The following is an 18,570-nucleotide window of genomic DNA, read 5'->3' on the forward strand; positions in this document are numbered from 1 at the left end:
GCCGGGTCGGCCGCCGCGATGGGGACAACTGCCCATGCCCGGACAGGGCGGGCGCGGCGGCGCGCCTCAGCTCAGGCGGCGCTCCAGCCGCACCACGACCGTGTCACCGACGTCCTTGCCGAGGCGCTTGCGCACGCCCGCGTTGAGCGACAGCATCAGCCCGCCCGACCCGGTCGGCATGAGCCCCACGTTGCGCAGCGCGACGTCGTCGACGGTCGCGTCCACGCGGACCGCGCGCAGCGACCCGAAGAGCTCGCGCGCCCCGGGCACCTCCACGCAGGGCCACGTGTCGCCCTTGACGTCGACGCCGACGGGCGCGGTGAACGTGTGGTCGAGGAGGACGGGCTCGAACGGCATCGGGTGCTCCGGTGGGTCGTGCGGTCGTGGTCGGGGGGTCTGACCGGCCGAGGGCCGAGAACTCGTCGGTCGTGGTCGAGCGACGTTCATGCGTCCCGCACCGACACGCCCATGCGCTCGACCGCCTCGGTGAGCACGTCGACGCCCGTCGCGAGGTTGAGGCGCACGTGCCCGTGCCCGCCGGGGCCGAACCGGCGCCCGTCCTCCAGCGCGACGCGCGCGCGGTCGAGGAACCACGACCGGGGGTCCGCACCCGCCGGGCCGGGCAGCCCGCGCGCGTCGAGCCACGCGAGGTACGTCGCCTCGCCGGGCCGGTAGCGCACCGCGGGCAGGTGCTCCGCGAGCAGGTCGGCGAGGAGCCACGCGTTGCGCTCGACGCCCGCGAGGACGTCGTCGAGCCACGCCTCGCCGTGGTCGAGCGCCGCGACGTGCGCGAGCACGGCCACGTGCTGGACGCCGTGGCTCGCCTCCTCGGGGATGCGCCGCAGGTCGTCGGCGGCGTCCGGGCCGGCGACGGCCGCCGCCGCCTTGAGGCCCGGCAGGTTCCACGCCTTCGACGCGGAGACGATCGCGACGGCCGATCCCGCCCCGGGGACGGTGAGGAGCGGCGTGTGGGTCGTCGCGGGGCGCCCGTCGAGCCCGGGCCGCGTGAGGGGCGCGTGGATCTCGTCCGCCACGACGCGCACCCCGTACCGCGCGGCGAGCGCCAGGCCGTCCGCCAGCTCCGCGCGCGTGTGCGCGGTCCCCGTCGGGTTCTGCGGGTTGCACACGAGCCAGACGGCGCGGCGCCCGCTCCCCGGGCCGTCACCGTTCGCGGCGGCACCGGTCGCGTCGGCGAACGCCCGCTCCAGGGTGTCGAGGTCGAGACGCCCGTCGGTGCCCAGCGGCGCGTCGACGACGCGGCGCCCCTCGTTCGCGGTGAAGCCGTAGAACGGCGGGTACACGGGCGGGTTGACGACGACCGCGTCGCCCGGGGACGTGAGGACGCGCAGCACCTCGACGATCGCGACCATGACGTCGGGCAGCGTGCGCGACGTCGCCGCGTCGGGCGTCCAACCCCAGCGGCGCCGGGCGAAGCGCGCGTACGCCTCGCCGTACGCGGTGCCGACGTCGTACCCGGTGTCGCCCGAGCGCAGGGCGGCCGTCACGGCGTCCACGACCGCGTCGCACGGCGCGACGTCCATCTCGGCGACGAACAGCGGCAGCACGTCGGGCGCGAAGGTGCACCACTTCGCCGACGTCCGACGGCGCAGCTCGTCGAGCGTGAGGACGTCCAACGGTGTGCGCATCGTGCCCCTCCTCGGTGCGGGCCGAGCGTCTGCACGGCACCGGTCGGCGGGCCTGCCTCGGTCGGCCGACCCGGCCCACCCTAGGCGGGCTCGGGCTCCGTCGCCGCGGGCGCGCCCTCCTCGGCCGCGGCGTTCGCCGGGCTCGTCGCGAGCACGACGCACCCGCCGACGGCGGCCAGCGTCGCCACGACGGCGGGCACCGCCCAGCCCGACCGCACGACGTCGCCGAGCACGGCGAGGCCGACGATCCCCGGGGCGAGCACCTCGATCACGGAGACCGTCGCGGCGACCGTCCCCACGGCGCCCCGCTCCAGGGCGCGCAGGTAGGCGAGCGCGCCCGCGACGCCGCCGAGCACGATCGCGAGGGCGAGCGGCTGGAGCACGGTGTCGAGCAGGTCCCCGGACGCGTGCGCGCCGCGCGCCGCGACGGCGGCGACCGAGTAGCCGAGGCCGCCCAGGACGGCGAGCAGCACGGGGTGCCCGCGCCGGTACGCGGCGGCGGTGCCGACCGCCACGACCACCCCGGCGACGTTGACCCAGGTCGTGAACCCGGCCGGCGGGTGCGTCGCGGGCTGCTCCCCCGCCGCGAGCGCCAGCACCACGAGGCCCGCGACGACGACGCCGATCGACACGACGTCCGTGCGGCGCAGCGTCGCGCCGAGCACGAGGCGGGCGAGCAGCACGACGGCGACGAGCGACGCCGCGACGACGGCCTGCACCACGAACAGCGGCAGGTGGTCGAGGGCGAGGAGGGAGAGGAGCCAGCCGACGCCGTCGACCACGAGCCCGCCGACGACGAGCGGCTGGGCCACGGCCGCGAGGCCGTGGGCCCGGCGCGTCGCGACGGCCTGCATGATCGTGCTCACCGCGTACAGGAGGCTCGCGGCCACGGCGGCGAGCAGCGAGAGGATCACGACGCGACCCCGGGGCCGTCGCCCGCGGCGGGCGCGACGAGCGCCGCGCGCACGGGCACGCGGGGCCGTTCGGTCGGGGCGGGCACGTTCCGATCATCCGCCACGGCGGCGCGCACCGCGCGGGCGGGACCCCCGGCCGGCCGGGCGTCGGGCCGAGGTGGTCAGGCGCTGCCGCGGGCGGACGCCGTGGTCAGGCCTCGTCGCGCGCGGGCGCCGCGTCCCGACGGCCGCGCGCGTGGGCGGGGCGCTCGTCGTCGTGCACCCAGCGCCAGACGCGCGTCACGACGAACCACACGACCGCCGCCGCGACGACCGCGATGACGACCTTCTGCAGGACGCCCGCGTACTCCTCGACGACGTGCCACTGCTCGCCGAGCGCGTACCCGGCGTAGACGAAGATCGTGTTCCACACGGCGCTGCCGGCGGTGGTGAGCGCGGTGAACTTCCACAGGGGCATGCGCTCGACGCCCGCGGGGATCGAGATGAGGCTGCGGAAGATGGGGATGAAGCGGCCGAAGAACACCGTCGCGCTGCCGTGCCGGAGGAAGAACTGCTCGGTGCGGTCGACGTCCTCGACCTTGACGAGCGGGAGGCGCTCCGCGACCCACCGCGTGCGCTCGCGCCCGATGATCGCCCCGACCGCGTAGAGCGCGAGGGCGCCGACGACGGACCCCGCCGTCGTCCACAGGATCGCCTCGACGAGCCCGAAGCTCCCCTGGCTCGCCGTGAAGCCCGCGAGCGGCAGGATGATCTCGCTCGGCAGGGGTGGGAACAGGTTCTCGAGCGCGATGGCGATCGCGGCCCCGACCGGGCCCAGCGTCTCCATGAGGTTGACCGCCCAGCCGGCGACGCCGTCGAGAGCGGGCTCCGCCGTCGTGGCGGCGGGCACGGCGGCCGTCAGGGCGGCGGAGAGTCCGGAGGGCATGGGTCACGAGCCTAGGCGAGCGGTCGGTGGCGCGAACGCCGATGCGGCCGGAAGGGTGTGGAGGTCTCGTGCGGAGGCGCGGGACGTGCAGGGGACCGGCCCGCTCAGCCGCGGACGAGCTCGTCGAGGCGGCGGATCGGGTCCCAGGCGCCCGCCTCGCTGTTCGACAGCACGACGACCGTCACGCCCGGCGCCCCGGCCGGCGGGAGCGCGTCCGGGCCGTCCGCAGGGCCCACCGGGTCCGGGTAGTGGCGCAGGATCGCGCTCGCGCCCGTGTTGATGCCGTCCTTGTACGCCGAGCGCACCGACCCGTCCGCGAGCAGCTCGAGCTCGAGCCCGAAGCCGTAGTGCACGCTCGGTGCGGGCTCGGCTCCGTCCGTCGCCCCCGTCCCGCCCTCGTGGTGCAGCACCTGCGGGGTGAGGAACGCGCGCGTGAGGTCGGGCGGCAGGAGCTCGCCGTCGCGCACCGCCGCCCAGAACCGGGCGAGGTCGCGCGCCGTGACGTGCGCGCCGCCGTCGGGCGAGCCGACGGGCGGGTAGGAGTAGACGTTCTGCCGCCACCCGGTGACGGGGCCGTCGTCGTCCGGGCCCTCGTGCACGGGCTCCCAGCCCTCCGCGACGTCCGGCTCGGCCTCGTCCATGCGGAAGAACCCGGAGCGGTCCATGCCCGCGCGCGCGAACACGTGCTCGCGGACGTGGTCGCGGTACGTCGTCCCGGTGACAGACTCCAGCGCGAGGCCGGCGAGGACGTAGCCGACGTTGCAGTAGCGACACCCCTCGCCGGGCGCGAAGTTCGGCTCCTTGTGGACGAACCCGGGCAGGAAGTCTGCCGTGCGCGTCACGGAGTAGCTCGGCCGGTCGACCCACAGCTCCTCGTACGACTCCCCCGCCTCCTCGTCGGCGTCGTCCGCGATGCCTGACGTGTGGGTCAGCAGGTGCCGGATCGTCACCTCGCGCGGGATGGTCGTGCCCGCAAGGTCCACGTGGTCGTGGACGCGGTCGTCGAGCCCGAGCCGGCCGTCGCCCACGAGCTGGAGCACCGCGACGGCGGTGAAGAGCTTGGTGACGGACGCGACGTCGAACCGCGTGCTCGTGCGGACCGGGACGCCCCAGCGGCGCGACGCGACGCCGTAGGCGCGTTCGAGGAGCACCTCGCCGTGGCGTTCGACCCGCACGACGCCGGAGAAGTCGTCGGCGTCCGCGGCGGAGCGCAGGTGCGTGTCGAGGGCGGCGAGAGCGGCGTCGTCGAGCGCGGTCATGGCCCGACCGTAGGCGGGCCGGGGCGCTCCCGGCCAGGACTTTTGTCCCGGAGAGCCGCACGTCGTCACGGGTGGGAGCGCTATCACGGTACGGTCGCCGCATGGCGACCTCGACGACGACCCCCGCGCTCGGCGTGATCCTCCCGCGCGAGCTCCCCGCCGACCTCATCGTGCCGTTCGCGCGCCGCGCGGAGGAGGTCGGCCTCGACGAGCTGTGGGTCGTCGAGGACCTCACCTTCCACGGCGGGATCGCGCAGGCCGCGACGGTCCTCGCCGCGACGCAGCGCCTCACCGTCGGCATCGGGATCCTGCCCGCCGCCACGCGTGCGCCGTCGACCGCCGCGATGGAGGCCGGCACGCTCGCCGCCCTGCACCCCGGCCGCCTGCACCTCGGCCTCGGGCACGGCATGCCGGCGTGGATGCGGCAGATCGGCGTGTGGCCCGCGAGCCCGCTCGCGATGCTCGAGGAGACCACCGCGACCGTGCGCGCCCTGCTGCACGGCGAGCGCGTCAGCGTCGCGGGCCGCTACGTGTCCGTCGACGACGTCGCCCTCCACGCCCCGCCCGCCTCGCCGCCGCCCGTGCTCGCGGGCGTGCGCGGCCCGCGGTCGCTCGAGGTCTCGGGTCGCGTCGCGGACGGGACCATCCTCGACATGCCCGTGACCCCCGAGTACCTCGCCGTCGCGCGCGCCGCGATCGACGCCGGGCGCGCGAGCGCCGGGGACGCGGCCCCGCCCGCGCACCGCGTCGTCGCGTTCTCCGTCGGCGCCGTGCACGACGACGTCGCGACGGCCCGCGAGATCGTCCGCCCCTACCTCGCGGTCCTCGGCGAGGCCGACTGGTCCGCCCAGATCGACCCGCTGCCCTTCGCCGCCGACTTCCGCGCCCTGCGCGACGCGAGCGCCACCCCCGACGACTTCGCCGCCGCGGTGCCCGACGCGTGGGTCGACGCGCTCGCCGTCGTCGGGTCGCCCGAAGCCTTCCGCGCGCGGCTCGCCGAGCTCGGCGCCGGCGGGGTGTCGAGCGTCGTCCTCGTCGCCACGACAGCCGACCCTGCCCGGCCGGACGACCCGTTCAGCGCGCTCGACGCGCTCGCCGCGGTGACCCGCCCCGCCGTCTGACGGCGGCCGTCGACCTGCGAGACCGCGCCGGAGAGCCGACCATGGGCAGGTGAGCGAGCACGCACCGACCTACACCGAGACCTGGCCCCTGCTGAGCCCGGGAGACCGCCGTCGGCTCGAGGAGCTCGACGACCTCGAGACCGACATCCTCCGCCAGCTCTCCGAGGCGTTCGCCGACGAGGTGGACGCCCCCACGCTCGGCGAGGTCCAGGTCGAGCGGCTGCGGGTCTACCGCGACGCGCAGGCCCGCGCACAACGGCAGCGGACACGCGCCTGACCGCCCCATGAGCGCCCCGGGGCCACGCGCGTCCCTCGTCGACACCGTGCTCGGCGCGGTGCGCGAGGGCACGTCGGTCGTGGTCTCCGGGCTGCCGGGCTCCGGCCGGTCCACGCTCCTCGCGCGCGTCCGGGCCGCCGTCCTCGACGACGACCGGCACGTCCTGTCCCTCGTGGGCGTCGGCCCCGGCGCCCCGCGTCCGCTCGAGTCGCTCGTCCTCGCCGGGGTGCTCGACGCCGCCCCCGGCCGGCCCGTGTCGCTCGGGCGCGCGGTCGACGCCGTCGAGCGGGCGCTCGGCACCGGGCCGGCGGTCCTCCTCGCGGACGACGCCGACGCGCTCGACGACACCTCCGCCGCGGTCCTCGGGGCGGTCTCCGCCCGCCAGGACGCCACCGTCGTGCTGAGCCAGCGCCCGCCCTACCCCGCGGCCCCGGTCGAGACCGTGCTCGGCGGCCGACCCGCGACCGCGCTGCCGATGCCGCCCCTCGCCTTCGAGGAGATGCACGCCACCGCGAGCGCGCTGCTCGGCGGCGACCTCGACGCCGGTGTCGCCGGTCGCCTGTACGGCCTGTCCGGCGGCCTGCCCGGCCTGGTCCGGTCCGTCGCCACCGAGGCCCGGCGCGCCGGCCGCCTCGTCGAGGAGTCCGGGACCTGGGTCGCGCGCCGGGACCTCGTGACCTCGGCGCTCGCCGGCGACGTCGGCCGCCTGGTCAGCGGGCTGTCGCCCGAGGAGGTGGACGGCGTCTGGGCGCTCGCGGCGACCGGCGCCGCGGAGCTCGGGACGGTGCACCGGTTCCTGCCCTGGCCCGTGCTCGTCGCGCTCGACGACCACGGCCTGGTCCGCTTCGTCGAGGCCGAAGGTCGCACGACGGTGACGCTCTACCCGCCGCTCGTCGGGGAGCTCCTGCGCCAGACCGGGGGCGCGCGGGCGCTGCGCGCGGCGGAGCAGGTCGCCGACGCGCTCGGCAGCGGCCGGGCGGACGAGTGGGACCCCCTCGCGCGCACCGTCGACACCGCCGTCCCGACCGGCTGGGCCGCGTCGCGCGAGTCCGCGGCGATCCTCGGCCGCGCCCTGCGCCGGCACACCGCCGCCCAGCTCCTCGCGCGCCGCGACGCCTGGGAGCGCACCCCGACGACGCGGAACACCGTGCGCTACCTCGACGACCTCGCCAACGACGAGGCTCCGCCGGACGCGATCGAGCAGGTCCTCGCGCGGGCGCACGACCTCGCGCCCGCGGAGACCGGTCGCGGGAGCTTTCTCGCCGCGTGGGAGGCCGTCTACCGCGCGGTCGTGCTCCACGAGCGCGACGCGGCCCTCGCCCTGCTCGAGCCGACGACGACCGCGCACGACGACGTCGAGGACGCCGTCCGGGAGGCCGTCGCCCAGCACGTCCTGCTCGCCGTGGGCGACGTCGAGGGCACGGGACCGTCCGCGGAGCTCCCGCCGCCCCTCGACCGCCCTCCGGCGCGTGCGGACGTGACGGTCCCGCCCGGAGAGGCGCTGCTCGTCGGGCCCGACAACGTGGTGCGGCTGGTCCGCGGCGAGGTCCTGCTCGCCCGGGGGCGGGTCGACGACGCGGGCGTCGAGCTCGACCGTGTCGTCGTGCCGCAGTCGGCGGACCGTCAGGACGCGCCCTCGTGGCGGTCCCTCGCGCTCCTCTGCTCGGGCGAAGTGGAGGCGGCCGTCGAGCGGTCGCGTCGGCTGCTGGACCAGGCGCGCGACCGGTTCGCGGCGTCCCAGATCGAGCCGCACGGCCACGTCGTCGCGCTCGGCCTGTACCTCCAGGGCCGGTTCACGTCGCTGCGCGAGCACCTGACGAGCGTCTTCGCCGCCGGCGCGCACGCGCCCCTGCGCCCGAGCACCCGCGCGGGACTGCGCTGCCTCGGCGCCGAGCTCTCGCTCCGCGAGGGGAACGTCACGAGCGCGCGCTCGCTCGCGCGCCAGCTCGACGCGCTGCAGCTCCTCGCGGCGTCCACGCCGCTCGCCCGGCCGCACCCGCTCGCTGCGGAGCTCGCGCTCGCGACCGGCCAGGCCGGGCCCGAGGTCGCGACGCGCGCGGCGTGGGAGCTCGTCGAGGCGATGGACCGCCGCGGGTACCTCGTCGCCGCGCTCTTCGACGCGGCCTGGCTCGTGACCCTCTGGCCCGACGCGCGTCGCGCCCGGCAGGTCGCGGAGCACGCGGCCGCCGCGCAGGGCACCCTCCTGCCGGCCCTCGGCCACTACGTCGTCGCCGCCGCCGACCGCTCGCCCGAGGCGCTCCTCGCGGCAGCCGACGACCTGCGCGCCCGCGGCCTCGTGCTGCACGGCACCCAGGCCCACGCGACCGCCGTCCGGCTGCTGCGCGACGACGGTCGCACGGCCCTCGCCACCGACGAGGCGCACCGGCTCCGCACCCTCGTGGCGACCGGGGGCGAGGAGCTGGACCTGCTCGTGCCGCCCGTCGCGCCTGCGGACACCCTGAGCCCGCGCGAGCGCGAGGTCGCCCGGCTCGTCGCGCGCGGGCTGAGCAACAAGGACGTCGCGCGCGAGCTCGTGCTCAGCGACCGCACCGTCGACAATCACGTCTACCGGATCTTCCGGAAGCTGGGCATCACGTCGCGCGACCAGCTCCCGTCCGTGCTCTGACGCCCGACGTCGTCCCGCCGGCGCCGCGTCAGTAGCGCCAGGCGCGCATGTCCTCCTGGTACGTGCGCTGGACCGTCGGGGACAACAGGGTCGACGGCGGCAGGTCCCGCGGCGGGTTGTCGGCCGGGAGGCGCGTGGTCGCCGCGAGCGACGTGGCGTCGTGGAAGCGCAGCCCGTCCGGCAGGGGCGTGCGCGCGAAAGGGCCGGGCACGGCGTCGGCCGGTCCGCCCGGGAGCGAGAGCGCGAAGCCCCACTCGCCGAAGGAGGGCACGTTGACGGTGAGCGGCACGACGGTGCGCCCGGGCGCCGCGGCGCGGACGGTCGAGACCACCTGCCAGAACGCGTCGGGCGTGAAGTACGACGACGTCGCCTGCGTCGCGAACGCGCCGCCGGGCCGCAGGTGCGCGGCGACCATGCCGTAGAACTCCTGCGAGTAGAGCTTGGCGACACGCTCGGACGAGGGGTCGACGAGGTCGACGAGCACGACGTCGAACGTCTGCGGCGTGTCCTCGACCCAGCGGAACGCATCGGCGTTGACGACCGTGACGCGGGGGTCGTCGAGCGCGTGCTCGTTCACGGCGGTGAGGAGCCGATTCTCGCGCGCGAGGTCGGTGACGGCGGGGTCGAGGTCGACGAGCGTGACCTCCTGGACCGAGCCGTAGCGCAGGACCTCGCGCGCGAGGAGGCCGTCGCCGCCGCCGAGGATCGCGACGGACGCGGGCGCCGCGACCGACGTCATCGCCGCGTGCGCGAGCGTCTCGTGGTACCGCGCCTCGTCGACGGAGGAGAACTGGAGCTGGTTGTCGAGGTAGAGGCGCGTATCCCCCTGGTACTCGGTGACGACGACCTGCTGGTAGGCGCTGCGCTCCTGCGCGACGACCGGGTCCTGGTACATCCCCGCGCTGATGCGCGCCTCGAGCCACGACGACGCCGCGAACCCGGCGAGGAGCACGACGAGCGTGACGCCCGCGAGCACCGACCACCGCGGCGGGTGGCCCATGCGCGCGAGCATGAACCCCGCGACGGCGACGTTGAGCACCGCGACCGCGAACGCGGTGCGCACGAGGCCGAGGTAGGGGAGCAGCAGGAAGGGGAACAGCAGCGAGGCGGCGAGCGCGCCGAAGTAGTCGAGCGCGAGCACCTTCGACAGCAGCGAGACGGAGCCTTCGCTCCCCCGCTCCTTGAGCACCGCCACGAGGAGCGGGATCTCGACGCCGATCGCCGTCCCGATCGCGAGCGACAGCACGACGAACACGACCCACGCGAGCTCCGTCGCCGCGTACGCCCAGAACAGCGCGAGCACCGACGTCCCGCCGAGGAGCGAGAGCACGAGCTCGTTGCGCACGAAGCTCAGCCCCGCGGTGCGCTGCAGACGCGGCGCGAGGAGCGAGCCGAGGCCCATGCCGAACAGCGTGAGCCCCGTCGCGACGGAGAACGCGACGACCGAGTCGCCGAACAGGTACGACGCTGCCGTCCCGAGGATGAGCTCGTAGACGAGCCCGCCGACGGCGACGAGCAGCGCGGCGGCGAACACGGTCGGTCGGTCGAGGTGGCGCGCCCCCGAGCGCCCGGCGGGCGCGTCGCGGTCCGCGGCCGCGTCCGCCCCCGGCGGGCCGCCGGGCGGGACCTCCTGCTGGTCGAGCACGGTCAGGAGCTGATCGTCCCCGCGATGATGAGGCCGATCGCCACCGCGAGGCCCGCGATCATCACGCCGAACGCGACGTTGTGCTCGTCGACGAGCTCGCGGTGCAGGTTGAGCCGGAACACCTTGTTCGCGACCACGAGCGTGACGAGCAGCAGCACGATGCCGAGCACCGAGTAGAGGACGGTCGAGAAGAAGGACCAGAGGAACGCCAGCGGGGCGGCGGCTGAGATCACGGGGTCTCCCGGGTTCGGGTCGTGGGACGGGCGGACGGGTGCAGGGGTTCGGGGCCGGGACGGGCGGGCGCGGGTCGGGTCACTTGCCGAGCCCTCCGCCGCCCCCGCCGTAGACGGTGCGCCGCACGCACGTGCCGTCGTCGGTCGTGGCGACCTGGCCGGTGGTGGGCGACGTCGTGACGACGGAGCGGGGCGTGCACGACGCGCTGCCCGAGGCGGCGCGAGCCGCGCACGACCCGAGGCCGAGCAGCACGACCGCCGCGACCGCGAAGGCGACGAACCGCCCGCCGGGGACCGTGCGCGGCGCGACGCGGCGGCCGAACAGGCGCTTCTGCTCGGCGCTGTCGAGACGGCGCCCGTGGTAGACGGACGTGACGGGGCCGAGCGGTCCGGTCGTGCGCTCGATCGACACGATCGCCCCGTGGGCCGAGAGGTCGACGTACTCGACCTCCTGCCCGACGGCGAACGGCTCGGCGAACTGCCCCTCGACGTGCTCGACGCGCCCCGTCCCGTGCTCGCGCACCGTGAGCGTGTGCTGCCGCCCCTCGAGAGTCAGCCCGAGGGTCCGGCCGGTCCGCAGGCCCGAGAGGTCGACGACGGGCGGCCACGGCTCCGTCGGTCGCAGGAGCGTCACGTCGCGCGTGTCGTGGTCGTACTCGACCCAGACGTCGGAGCCGTCGTGGGCGAGGAGCTGCCACTCCTCCCACGTGAACGTGGAGCCGCCGTGCACGGTCGAGAGCACGGCGACGGCGCGCGGCGTCGCGCGCTGCGGCGGGGCGCCCACGAGGTCCTCGCCGACGCGCATCGCGAGCCGCGGGCGGGGCGTCCGGCTCACGCGAGGCTCCGCACGGCGACCTCGGTGGCGCCGAGCTCCTCGGCGAGGAGCGCGCGCACGTCGTCCGTGAACGTGGCCGACGCCGGGGCGCGGCACGTCGTGAGGGTCACGTAGGCGGTGCCGTCCTCAGGCCAGGTGTGCACGGCGAGGTGCGACTCCGCGAGCAGCAGCACGACGCTCGTGCCCTGCGGCTCGAAGCGGTGGGACACCTCCCCCAGCGGCGTCATCCCGGCCTCGCGGACGATCGCGTCGAGGCAGCGGCGGACGGTCGGCTCGTCGTCGAGCAGCGCCGGGTCCGCGCCCGTCACGTCGAACACGTGGACGAGGTTGCGCTGCACGTCCACACCCCTGTCGATGTCGGTCCTGTCGGCCGGCGCGGGCGAGCGCCCGCGGTCCGGTGGCCGCCGTCGGGCCGCGCACACCCTAGCCGACCTGCGGCGTCGGCCGACGGGCGGACCCGCCGCGCGAGACCGGCCGTCCGCCCGCACGGGCGGACGCCGTCCAGGGGGCGGGCGACGGCCGTTCGCCTACGATGCGCGGATGGATGCCGAGTGGTTCGTCGACGCCACGGCGCAGTGCGCCGTGGGTCGGCAGGCGCGCGAGGTCGCGTGGGAGCGGACGCCGCTGGGCCCGCCCGGCGAGTGGCCCGAGGCGCTGCGGCACGCCGTCCACCTGTGCTTCTCGACGCAGTTCCCCGTGATGCTGGTGTGGGGGCCCGACCTCACGCTGATCTACAACGACGGCTACGAGGAGATGCTCGGCACGGCCAAGCACGCCGGCGCGCTCGGCGCCCCGGCGGCGGAGGTGTGGGCGGAGATCTGGGACGAGGTCGGGCCGCTGTTCGACGAGGTCCTGCGCACCGGGCGCGCGTCGTCGGACCGCGACCTGCCGCTCGTGATGAACCGCTCCGGCTACGACGAGGAGACGTTCTTCACCTTCTCCTACAGCCCGCTCCGGGACGACGACGGCCGCATCGCGGGCGTGCTCGACATCTCGACGGAGACGACGCTGGCGGTCGTCAACCAGCGCCGCCTCGCGATGCTCGGGGAGCTCCAGGGCGCGCTCCCGACGACGTTCACCGACCTGGCGACGTTCGGCCGCCCGGTGCTCGACGTGCTGGCCGGGAGCCCCGACGTCGCACGCGCCGCCTTCTACGACGTGCGGGGCGGGCGACCCCGGGAGGTCGGGTCGGTCGGCCCGGGGCCGAGCGCCGCGGAGACCCGCCTCGTCGAGCGGGTGTTCCGGACCCGGCAGCGCATCGTCTCGCAGGGCCTCGTGGTCAAGCCGCTGCGCGACGCCCTGCGCGGCGGCGTGGCCGGGATCCTCGTGCTCCGGGCGAGCCCGATGCGCCCCTGGGACCGCGACTACGCGCGATACCTCGCCGGTCTGGCCGCGACGGTCGGGGCGGCGCTGCGCGACGCCGTGCGCCTGCGGACCACGATGGACGCGCTGCGGCTGCGTGCCGAGCGCTCGGAGGAGCAGACGGCGCAGATGCGCGAGGTCGCGCTCGCGCTCCAGCAGGCGGTGCTCACCGAGCCGCCCGAGCCGGACCACCTCCAGGTCTCCGTGCACTACCAGCCCGCCGCGCTCGACCGCGACATCGGCGGCGACTGGTACGACGGGTTCGTGACGCCCGACGGCGCGACGACCCTCGTCGTGGGCGACGTCGTCGGCCACGACCTCGCGGCGGCGGTGATGATGGGGCAGCTGCGCGGGCTCGTGCGCGCGATCGGCTACGACAGCGGCGAGTCGCCGGCGCGCGTCCTCGAGCGCGTGGACGCGGCGGTGCAGGGGCTCGCGCTGGGGAGCGGCGCGATCGCGACGCTGGTCGTCGCGCGCATCGAGCAGACCGCGGAGCAGGTTCGCCGCGGGACGCGGACGGTGCGGTGGACGAGCGCGGGGCACCTGCCGCCCATGCTCGTCCGCGCAGACGGCCGCGTCGACACGCTGACGCGGCGCAACGACCTGCCGCTGGGGCTCTCGCCGGGCACCGCGCGCACCGAGCACACGGTCGAGGTCTACCCGGGCGACACGCTCGTGCTGTACACCGACGGGCTCGTGGAGCGTCGCGGCCACAACCTGCGCGACGACCTGGCCGACCTCGCCCGCGCGCTGGAGGGCACGCACCGCGGGCCCATCGAGGAGGTCGTCGAGGCGGCGCTCACGCGGATGCTGCCGGGGCCGGGCGAGGACGACGTCGCGCTCGTCGTGCTCCGGACCGGCCCGCAGGACGTCCCCGTCACCGACCACGCCGACGCCGACGCGTCGACCGAGCACCGCGCAGCCGTCGTCTGACCCGGCAACCACGGGCGAGGGGTCGTCCCCCGCCCGTGACGGGCGGGGGACGACCCCGGACCGGCGCCGCTCGGCGGCGCCGGTCGGCCGTCAGCCGCAGGTGGTCGCGGCGTACGGCGCGACGACCTCCGTGCTGACCTGCTCGCCGTCGACCGTCGCCGTGGCGGTGACGGTCGCCTCGCCCGCCTCGGCGGACGGGGCGCGCACCGCGAACGACTGGTACGCGTTCGCCCCCGGGGCCACGGCGGTGACCGCCTTCGTCCCGAACGGCGTGGCGAGCGTGACGTCCACGGGGACGTCCTCGCCGTTCGTCGCGCGCACGGCCACGTAGGCCTTGCCCGCGAGGCAGCGGGTCTCGGCCGTGACGGTCACGTCGAGCGTCGGCTCCTCGCCGTCGTCACCGGCGTAGACCTGGGCGACCTCGGCGTCGGACAGCGCGCGGTCGAAGACGCGGACGTCGTCGATCGTGCCCGGCCAGTAGTCGACCGGGTTGCCGCTCCACTGCCCGCGCCCGATCGTCAGCGGACCGGACGGCGTGGTGCCGCCGCACACGTCGGACTGGCCGACGAGCTCGCCGTTGACGTAGAGCTTGAGCTTCTGGTCGGCCGCGTCGCGGACGCCCACGACGTGGTACCAGTCGCCCAGCACGGGCTGCACGACGTACTCCGCGCGCGGCTCGCCGTCGTAGGAGAAGGCCCACCGGCCGCCCCCGCCGTACTGGAGGTAGAACGCGCTCGAGCCCGTGACCGAGTCCTGGCCGACGATCGTCGACCACGCACCGCCGGGCGTCTTGTCGAGCTGGACCCATGCGGACACCGTGTAGGAACCCGTCGTGTCGACGACGGGCCCCTCGGTCGTGAACGACTGGTTCGTGCCGTCGAGCCTGATCGCGGACCCGCTGTCGCCGTGACCGGCGACCCACGTGCCGGCGCCCGACGCCGCGTGGTCGCCGACGCCGTCGGCCGCCGTCGTGCCCTGGCCCTCGTCGAACGACCAGCGGCCCGTGCCGGTCAGCCCCGGGGTGCCCGGGTCGACGGGCGCGGAGCCCTGCACCGCCGCCGCGACGACCCGCTCGTTGACGTCCTTGACGCGCGCGGCGTCCATCTTGAGGACGCGCCGGTCGTACGTGTAAAAGCCGTTCAGCTCGTTCTCGACGTCGGAGATCTCCGTGTACACCGAGCCGGACAGGTAGCACTGCGCCGGCCGCACGAGCTTCTCCGTGTTCTGCACGTACGCGTCGGTCAGCGCCTCGCTGTTCGCGACCCCGCCGTACGGGTTGGCGGACACGCCCGGCCACATGTGGCCCGGGACGCTCATCGAGAAGCCGCCGTGCTCGCCGTCGATCGCGGCGCGCGTGGCGTCCGGCTTCGGCAGGGCCGGGCCGGTGTACTGGTGCCAGTCGATGATGTCGCCCGTCTTCGAGTCACCCTTGGACGCGCAGCAGTTGTAGCCGGAGTGCGTGTTGAGGATCCGGCTCGGGTCGTAGGCGTCGATCGTGTTCCCGATCCGCGCCGTGTCGGCGAGGTTCCACTCGCCCCAACCCTCGTTGAACGTCACCCAGCCGACGATCGACGGCACCGAGCGGTGCTGGTCGATGATCGTCTTCATCTCCTGCTCCCAGAAGACGCGCGACGCCGGGTCCGTGTCGCCGTTGTTGAACCACCCGCTCGGGATGTCCTGCCAGACCATGAGGCCCAGCGTGTCGGCGTGGTAGTACCAGCGGGCCGGCTCGACCTTGATGTGCTTGCGCACCGTGTTGAACCCGAGGTCCTTGTGGGCCTGGAGGTCGAACACGTAGGCCTCGTCGGACGCGGGGGTGTAGATGCCGTCCGGCCAGTAACCCTGGTCGAGCGTCGACATGAGGAACGTCTTCTCGCCGTTGAGCAGGATGCGCTGGACGCCGTCCACCTCGGCGACCTCGATCGAGCGCATGCCCGCGTAGGAGGCCACCGTGTCGGTGGAGCCGCCGTCGGTGAGGGTGACGTCGACGTCGTAGAGGTACGGGTCCTCGGGCGACCACAGGTGCGCGTCCGGGATCTCGACCGCGAGCAGCTCGTTCGCGGCGCCGGTGACGGTGCCGACCTCGGCACCCTCGGCGTCCCGCACGACGGCGGTCACCTCGGCCGCGTCGGACGCGGAGGCCGACTGCGCGGTCACCGCGAGGACGCCGGCCTCGACGTCGGGCGTCGTGACGACGGCGTCGATCGCCGCGGCCGGGACGGGCTCCATCCACACCGTCTGCCAGATGCCCGACGTCGGGGTGTAGAAGATGCCGCCCGGGTTGAGCGTCTGCTTGCCGACGGCCTGGTTGCTGCCGTCCGTGGTGTCGACGACGCGCACGACGAGCTCCTGCTCCGTGCCCGCGACGAGCGCGTCGGTGACGTCGAACGAGAACGCGTCGTAGCCGCCGCGGTGCGTGCCGACCTCCTGGCCGTTCACGTACGCCGTCGCGACGTAGTCGACCGCGCCGAAGTTCAGGCGCAGCCGGTTGTCGCTCCCGACAGCCCAGTCCTGCGGGACCTCGAACGTCCGGCGGTAGAACATGTCGTCCTCGCGCCGCTCGATGCCCGACAGCGCGGACTCGACCGCGTACGGGACGACGATCTCCTCGTCGAGGTCGCGGCCGCTCGGCACGGCGTCGTCGGACTCCGCCGCCTCGAACTGCCAGACGCCGTTGAGGTTCTGCCACGCGTCGCGCGTGAGCTGCGGGCGCGGGTACTCCGGCAGGGGGTTGGTGGGGTCGAAGTCGTCGGCCCACGGGGTCTGGATCCGGAACTCGGAGCCGTTGGTCACCGGCAGGTTGAGCGACCCGACCTTCTCGCCGCCGACCGTCAGGTCGCCCTCGCCGTCGTAGACGAGACGCGCGGTCGACGCGCGGTCGACGGGCTCGGCGAGCGTGATGCCGAGGACGTCGCCCTGCGCCGCGACCTGCGCGACGGGCCAGGCGAGCTGGTCGACCTGGACCTTGAGGTGGTCGACGAGGCTCTCGTCGACACCGCCCGCGGCCCCCTGGAACGCCACGTTGAGGCTCGTGCCGTCGCTCTCGAGCGTGGCCTGCGCGGGGAAGACGACGAAGTCGTCGGGGTACGTGAAGGCGTCGGTCGGCACGATCTCACGGTCCTGCGAAGGGCTCTGCCACCGCAACCGGAGGTGCGCGCCACCCGTGTTCTGGAACATCTCCATGCGGAATGCGTACTCCTGACCCGCCTGGAGCTGGACCGGGGCGGACGTCTGCTCGACGTCCCAGTCGTCGACCCAGTGGTCGATGACGAGCTGGTCGTCGATCCACAGCCGGAAGCCGTTGTCGCCGATCGCGGAGAACGTGTACGCCTCGCTGTAGTCGGGCGTGATCTGCCCCGTCCAGCGCGCGGACGTGCGCTCGCCGCGACCGGTCAGCTCGGCGAACGTCGGCACCAGGTTGGGGAACTCGATCCGCTGGTCGGGGATCGTGGCCCTGAGGTCGGTGAGCGGCCAGCCGGGCCCGCCGGACAGGAAGTACTCGCCCTTGAGCCCGTTGTCGAGGGCGAGGTCCTGGGCTGCGACGTCCTGCGTGGCCTCGTCGGTCGGGGCCGACGGCGTCGCGGTCGCCCCCGCCGCCGTCGCCACGGCCAGGGGCACCGTGAGCGCGGCGGCCAGTGCCGCCGCCAGGATCCTCGCCGGTCTGCCCCGTGGGGGTGCTACCGCTGTCATGGACTGCATCCGTGCTTCCTCCTCGTCGAGTGAATCCAGGGACTGCACGACGCGGCGGCGAACCGGGCACCGATGCTCCGGCGGTCGCCGTCCTTGGCGCACCGCACAACGTCTCCCCAGAATCAAACAACTTCCACCAGAAAAAGACAACAGGTCACACCACGGAACACCTGATCGGGGTCGCTGGGGCAGACGCCGCGCCGCCCCGTCGGCGCGTGCGCGAGGGGTCGAGGTGGTGCGCGACCGCCTCGGGCGTGAGGGTCGGCAGCCCGCTGACGCCGCATGTGTGGGAGGTTGGGAGCCGACAGAGTTCCCGCGTCGGCCGGCCTCCACAGAAACAGGCACCCGCATGGCTCACGAGAGCACCCCGGCCGCACATCCCACCGACCCGCTGCACGGGGGTCTGCACGCCACGGCCGACACCTGGGAGCTCTGGGGCGAGGTCGACTACGCGGTCGTCCAGGCCGCCAAGCACCGCGTGGGCACGACCGGTGGACCACTGCACATCGACGCCTCGCGAGTCACGTTCCTGGACTCCGCCGGCATCGGCCTCCTCCTGATCGCCGCCGGCGCGCCCGCCCCGCCGACGATCCTGGGCTGCAGCGACTACGTCCGAGACGCTCTCGCGCTCGCCGGAGCGACCGACCTGTTCCTGTGGAGCACCGCGCCCTGAGCACCGGCCGCTCCGCGGGCCTGTCCGGGCTGCGCCGGCAGCGCCCCGTCAGCGGTGGATGAGCGACGTCCAGTCGGGCGGCACGCGGTCGGCGGGGCCCGGCGACCCCTGCTCGGGCGGGCGGGACAGCGGCGCGGCGAGGTGCGGACCCTCGAGCACCTGCTCGGTCTCGAAGTCCCAGTACCACTCCTCGCCCGGCTCGAACGAGCGCATGACCCGGTGGCCGGTCTGGTCGTAGTGCGCCGTCGCGTGCTGCGCGGGCGACGTGTCGCAGCACCCCACGTGCCCGCACGTCGCGCACCGGCGCAGGTGCACCCACCAGCCGCCGGCCTCGTCGCACTCGGCGCACCCGGTGCCGCTCGGCGGCACCTCGACGCGCACGGCCGTCGCGAGCGCGGCCGCGAGCGCAGGGTCGTCGAGACCCTCGCCGT

16 protein-coding genes are annotated in these 18,570 nt (G+C 75.2%); 5 read left to right on the forward strand and 11 right to left on the reverse strand.

Features of this window, described 5'->3' with window-relative positions:
* Positions 1-66 precede the first annotated feature (66 nt).
* From B8281_RS02690 to B8281_RS02710, 5 genes are all read right to left on the reverse strand, one after another.
* Positions 67-357 (reverse strand): DUF1905 domain-containing protein, encoded by a 291-nt coding sequence (locus B8281_RS02690; RefSeq protein WP_043652182.1) that lies wholly within the window; start codon positions 355-357, stop codon positions 67-69.
* An 86-nt stretch (positions 358-443) separates the two neighbouring features.
* Positions 444-1,646: a MalY/PatB family protein gene (locus tag B8281_RS02695; RefSeq protein ID WP_085386831.1), complete on the reverse strand. Its 1,203-nt coding sequence runs from the start codon at positions 1,644-1,646 to the stop codon at positions 444-446.
* Positions 1,647-1,726: 80 nt separating this feature from the next.
* Positions 1,727-2,560: a hypothetical protein gene (locus B8281_RS02700; protein WP_085386832.1), complete on the reverse strand. Its 834-nt coding sequence runs from the start codon at positions 2,558-2,560 to the stop codon at positions 1,727-1,729.
* A gap of 190 nt (positions 2,561-2,750) precedes the next feature.
* Entirely contained in the window at positions 2,751-3,485 is a 735-nt protein-coding gene (locus tag B8281_RS02705) for a DedA family protein (protein ID WP_085386833.1), read from the reverse strand.
* A gap of 104 nt (positions 3,486-3,589) precedes the next feature.
* Positions 3,590-4,744: a serine hydrolase gene (locus tag B8281_RS02710; RefSeq protein ID WP_085386834.1), complete on the reverse strand. Its 1,155-nt coding sequence runs from the start codon at positions 4,742-4,744 to the stop codon at positions 3,590-3,592.
* Between the two features lie 101 nt (positions 4,745-4,845).
* On the opposite strand from B8281_RS02710, the gene B8281_RS02715 reads away from it, so the two are divergent.
* The 3 genes from B8281_RS02715 to B8281_RS02725 are packed head-to-tail and all read left to right on the forward strand — an operon-like array spanning position 4,846 to position 8,768.
* Entirely contained in the window at positions 4,846-5,865 is a 1,020-nt protein-coding gene (locus B8281_RS02715) for an LLM class flavin-dependent oxidoreductase (protein ID WP_034656219.1), read from the forward strand.
* A gap of 49 nt (positions 5,866-5,914) precedes the next feature.
* Positions 5,915-6,142 carry a hypothetical protein gene (locus B8281_RS02720; protein ID WP_043652196.1) on the forward strand — a complete coding sequence of 76 codons (228 nt, stop codon included), beginning with the start codon at positions 5,915-5,917 and terminating at the stop codon, positions 6,140-6,142.
* A 7-nt stretch (positions 6,143-6,149) separates the two neighbouring features.
* The gene (locus tag B8281_RS02725) at positions 6,150-8,768 is read left to right on the forward strand and encodes a LuxR C-terminal-related transcriptional regulator (RefSeq protein ID WP_085386835.1); all 2,619 of its coding nucleotides are present in this window, start codon (positions 6,150-6,152) and stop codon (positions 8,766-8,768) included.
* A 28-nt stretch (positions 8,769-8,796) separates the two neighbouring features.
* On the opposite strand, the gene B8281_RS02730 is transcribed toward B8281_RS02725, so the two are convergent.
* From B8281_RS02730 to speD, 4 genes are all read right to left on the reverse strand, one after another.
* Positions 8,797-10,413 carry a polyamine aminopropyltransferase gene (locus B8281_RS02730; RefSeq protein WP_085386836.1) on the reverse strand — a complete coding sequence of 539 codons (1,617 nt, stop codon included), beginning with the start codon at positions 10,411-10,413 and terminating at the stop codon, positions 8,797-8,799.
* Between the two features lie 2 nt (positions 10,414-10,415).
* Positions 10,416-10,646 (reverse strand): DUF350 domain-containing protein, encoded by a 231-nt coding sequence (locus B8281_RS02735; RefSeq protein ID WP_034656213.1) that lies wholly within the window; start codon positions 10,644-10,646, stop codon positions 10,416-10,418.
* 79 nt (positions 10,647-10,725) lie between these two features.
* Positions 10,726-11,481 (reverse strand): DUF4178 domain-containing protein, encoded by a 756-nt coding sequence (locus B8281_RS02740; RefSeq protein ID WP_085386837.1) that lies wholly within the window; start codon positions 11,479-11,481, stop codon positions 10,726-10,728.
* Positions 11,478-11,819, reverse strand: a complete 342-nt coding sequence (speD, locus tag B8281_RS19065) for an adenosylmethionine decarboxylase (protein ID WP_198163127.1) — start codon at positions 11,817-11,819, stop codon at positions 11,478-11,480. Before speD ends, B8281_RS02740 begins: the two co-directional genes overlap by 4 nt.
* A gap of 202 nt (positions 11,820-12,021) precedes the next feature.
* Here speD and B8281_RS02745 point away from each other — a divergent pair, with 202 nt between their 5' ends.
* A complete protein-coding gene (locus B8281_RS02745) occupies positions 12,022-13,776 on the forward strand; it encodes a SpoIIE family protein phosphatase (RefSeq protein WP_198163128.1) in 1,755 nt (584 codons plus the stop codon).
* Positions 13,777-13,866: 90 nt separating this feature from the next.
* Here the strand turns inward: B8281_RS02745 and B8281_RS02750 are convergent, their stop codons facing one another.
* Positions 13,867-17,382: a LamG-like jellyroll fold domain-containing protein gene (locus tag B8281_RS02750; RefSeq protein ID WP_198163129.1), complete on the reverse strand. Its 3,516-nt coding sequence runs from the start codon at positions 17,380-17,382 to the stop codon at positions 13,867-13,869.
* 433 nt (positions 17,383-17,815) lie between these two features.
* Between B8281_RS02750 and B8281_RS02755 the strand changes: the two genes are divergently transcribed.
* On the forward strand, positions 17,816-18,139 hold the full coding sequence (locus tag B8281_RS02755) for an STAS domain-containing protein (protein WP_085386840.1): 324 nt from the start codon (positions 17,816-17,818) through the stop codon (positions 18,137-18,139).
* A gap of 48 nt (positions 18,140-18,187) precedes the next feature.
* Here the strand turns inward: B8281_RS02755 and B8281_RS02760 are convergent, their stop codons facing one another.
* Positions 18,188-18,520 (reverse strand): UBP-type zinc finger domain-containing protein, encoded by a 333-nt coding sequence (locus tag B8281_RS02760; RefSeq protein ID WP_085388573.1) that lies wholly within the window; start codon positions 18,518-18,520, stop codon positions 18,188-18,190.
* Positions 18,521-18,570: the final 50 nt, after the last annotated feature.

The sequence above is a fragment of the Cellulosimicrobium sp. TH-20 genome (assembly GCF_002105775.1).
Taxonomy (GTDB): Bacteria; Actinomycetota; Actinomycetes; order Actinomycetales; family Cellulomonadaceae; genus Cellulosimicrobium; species Cellulosimicrobium funkei.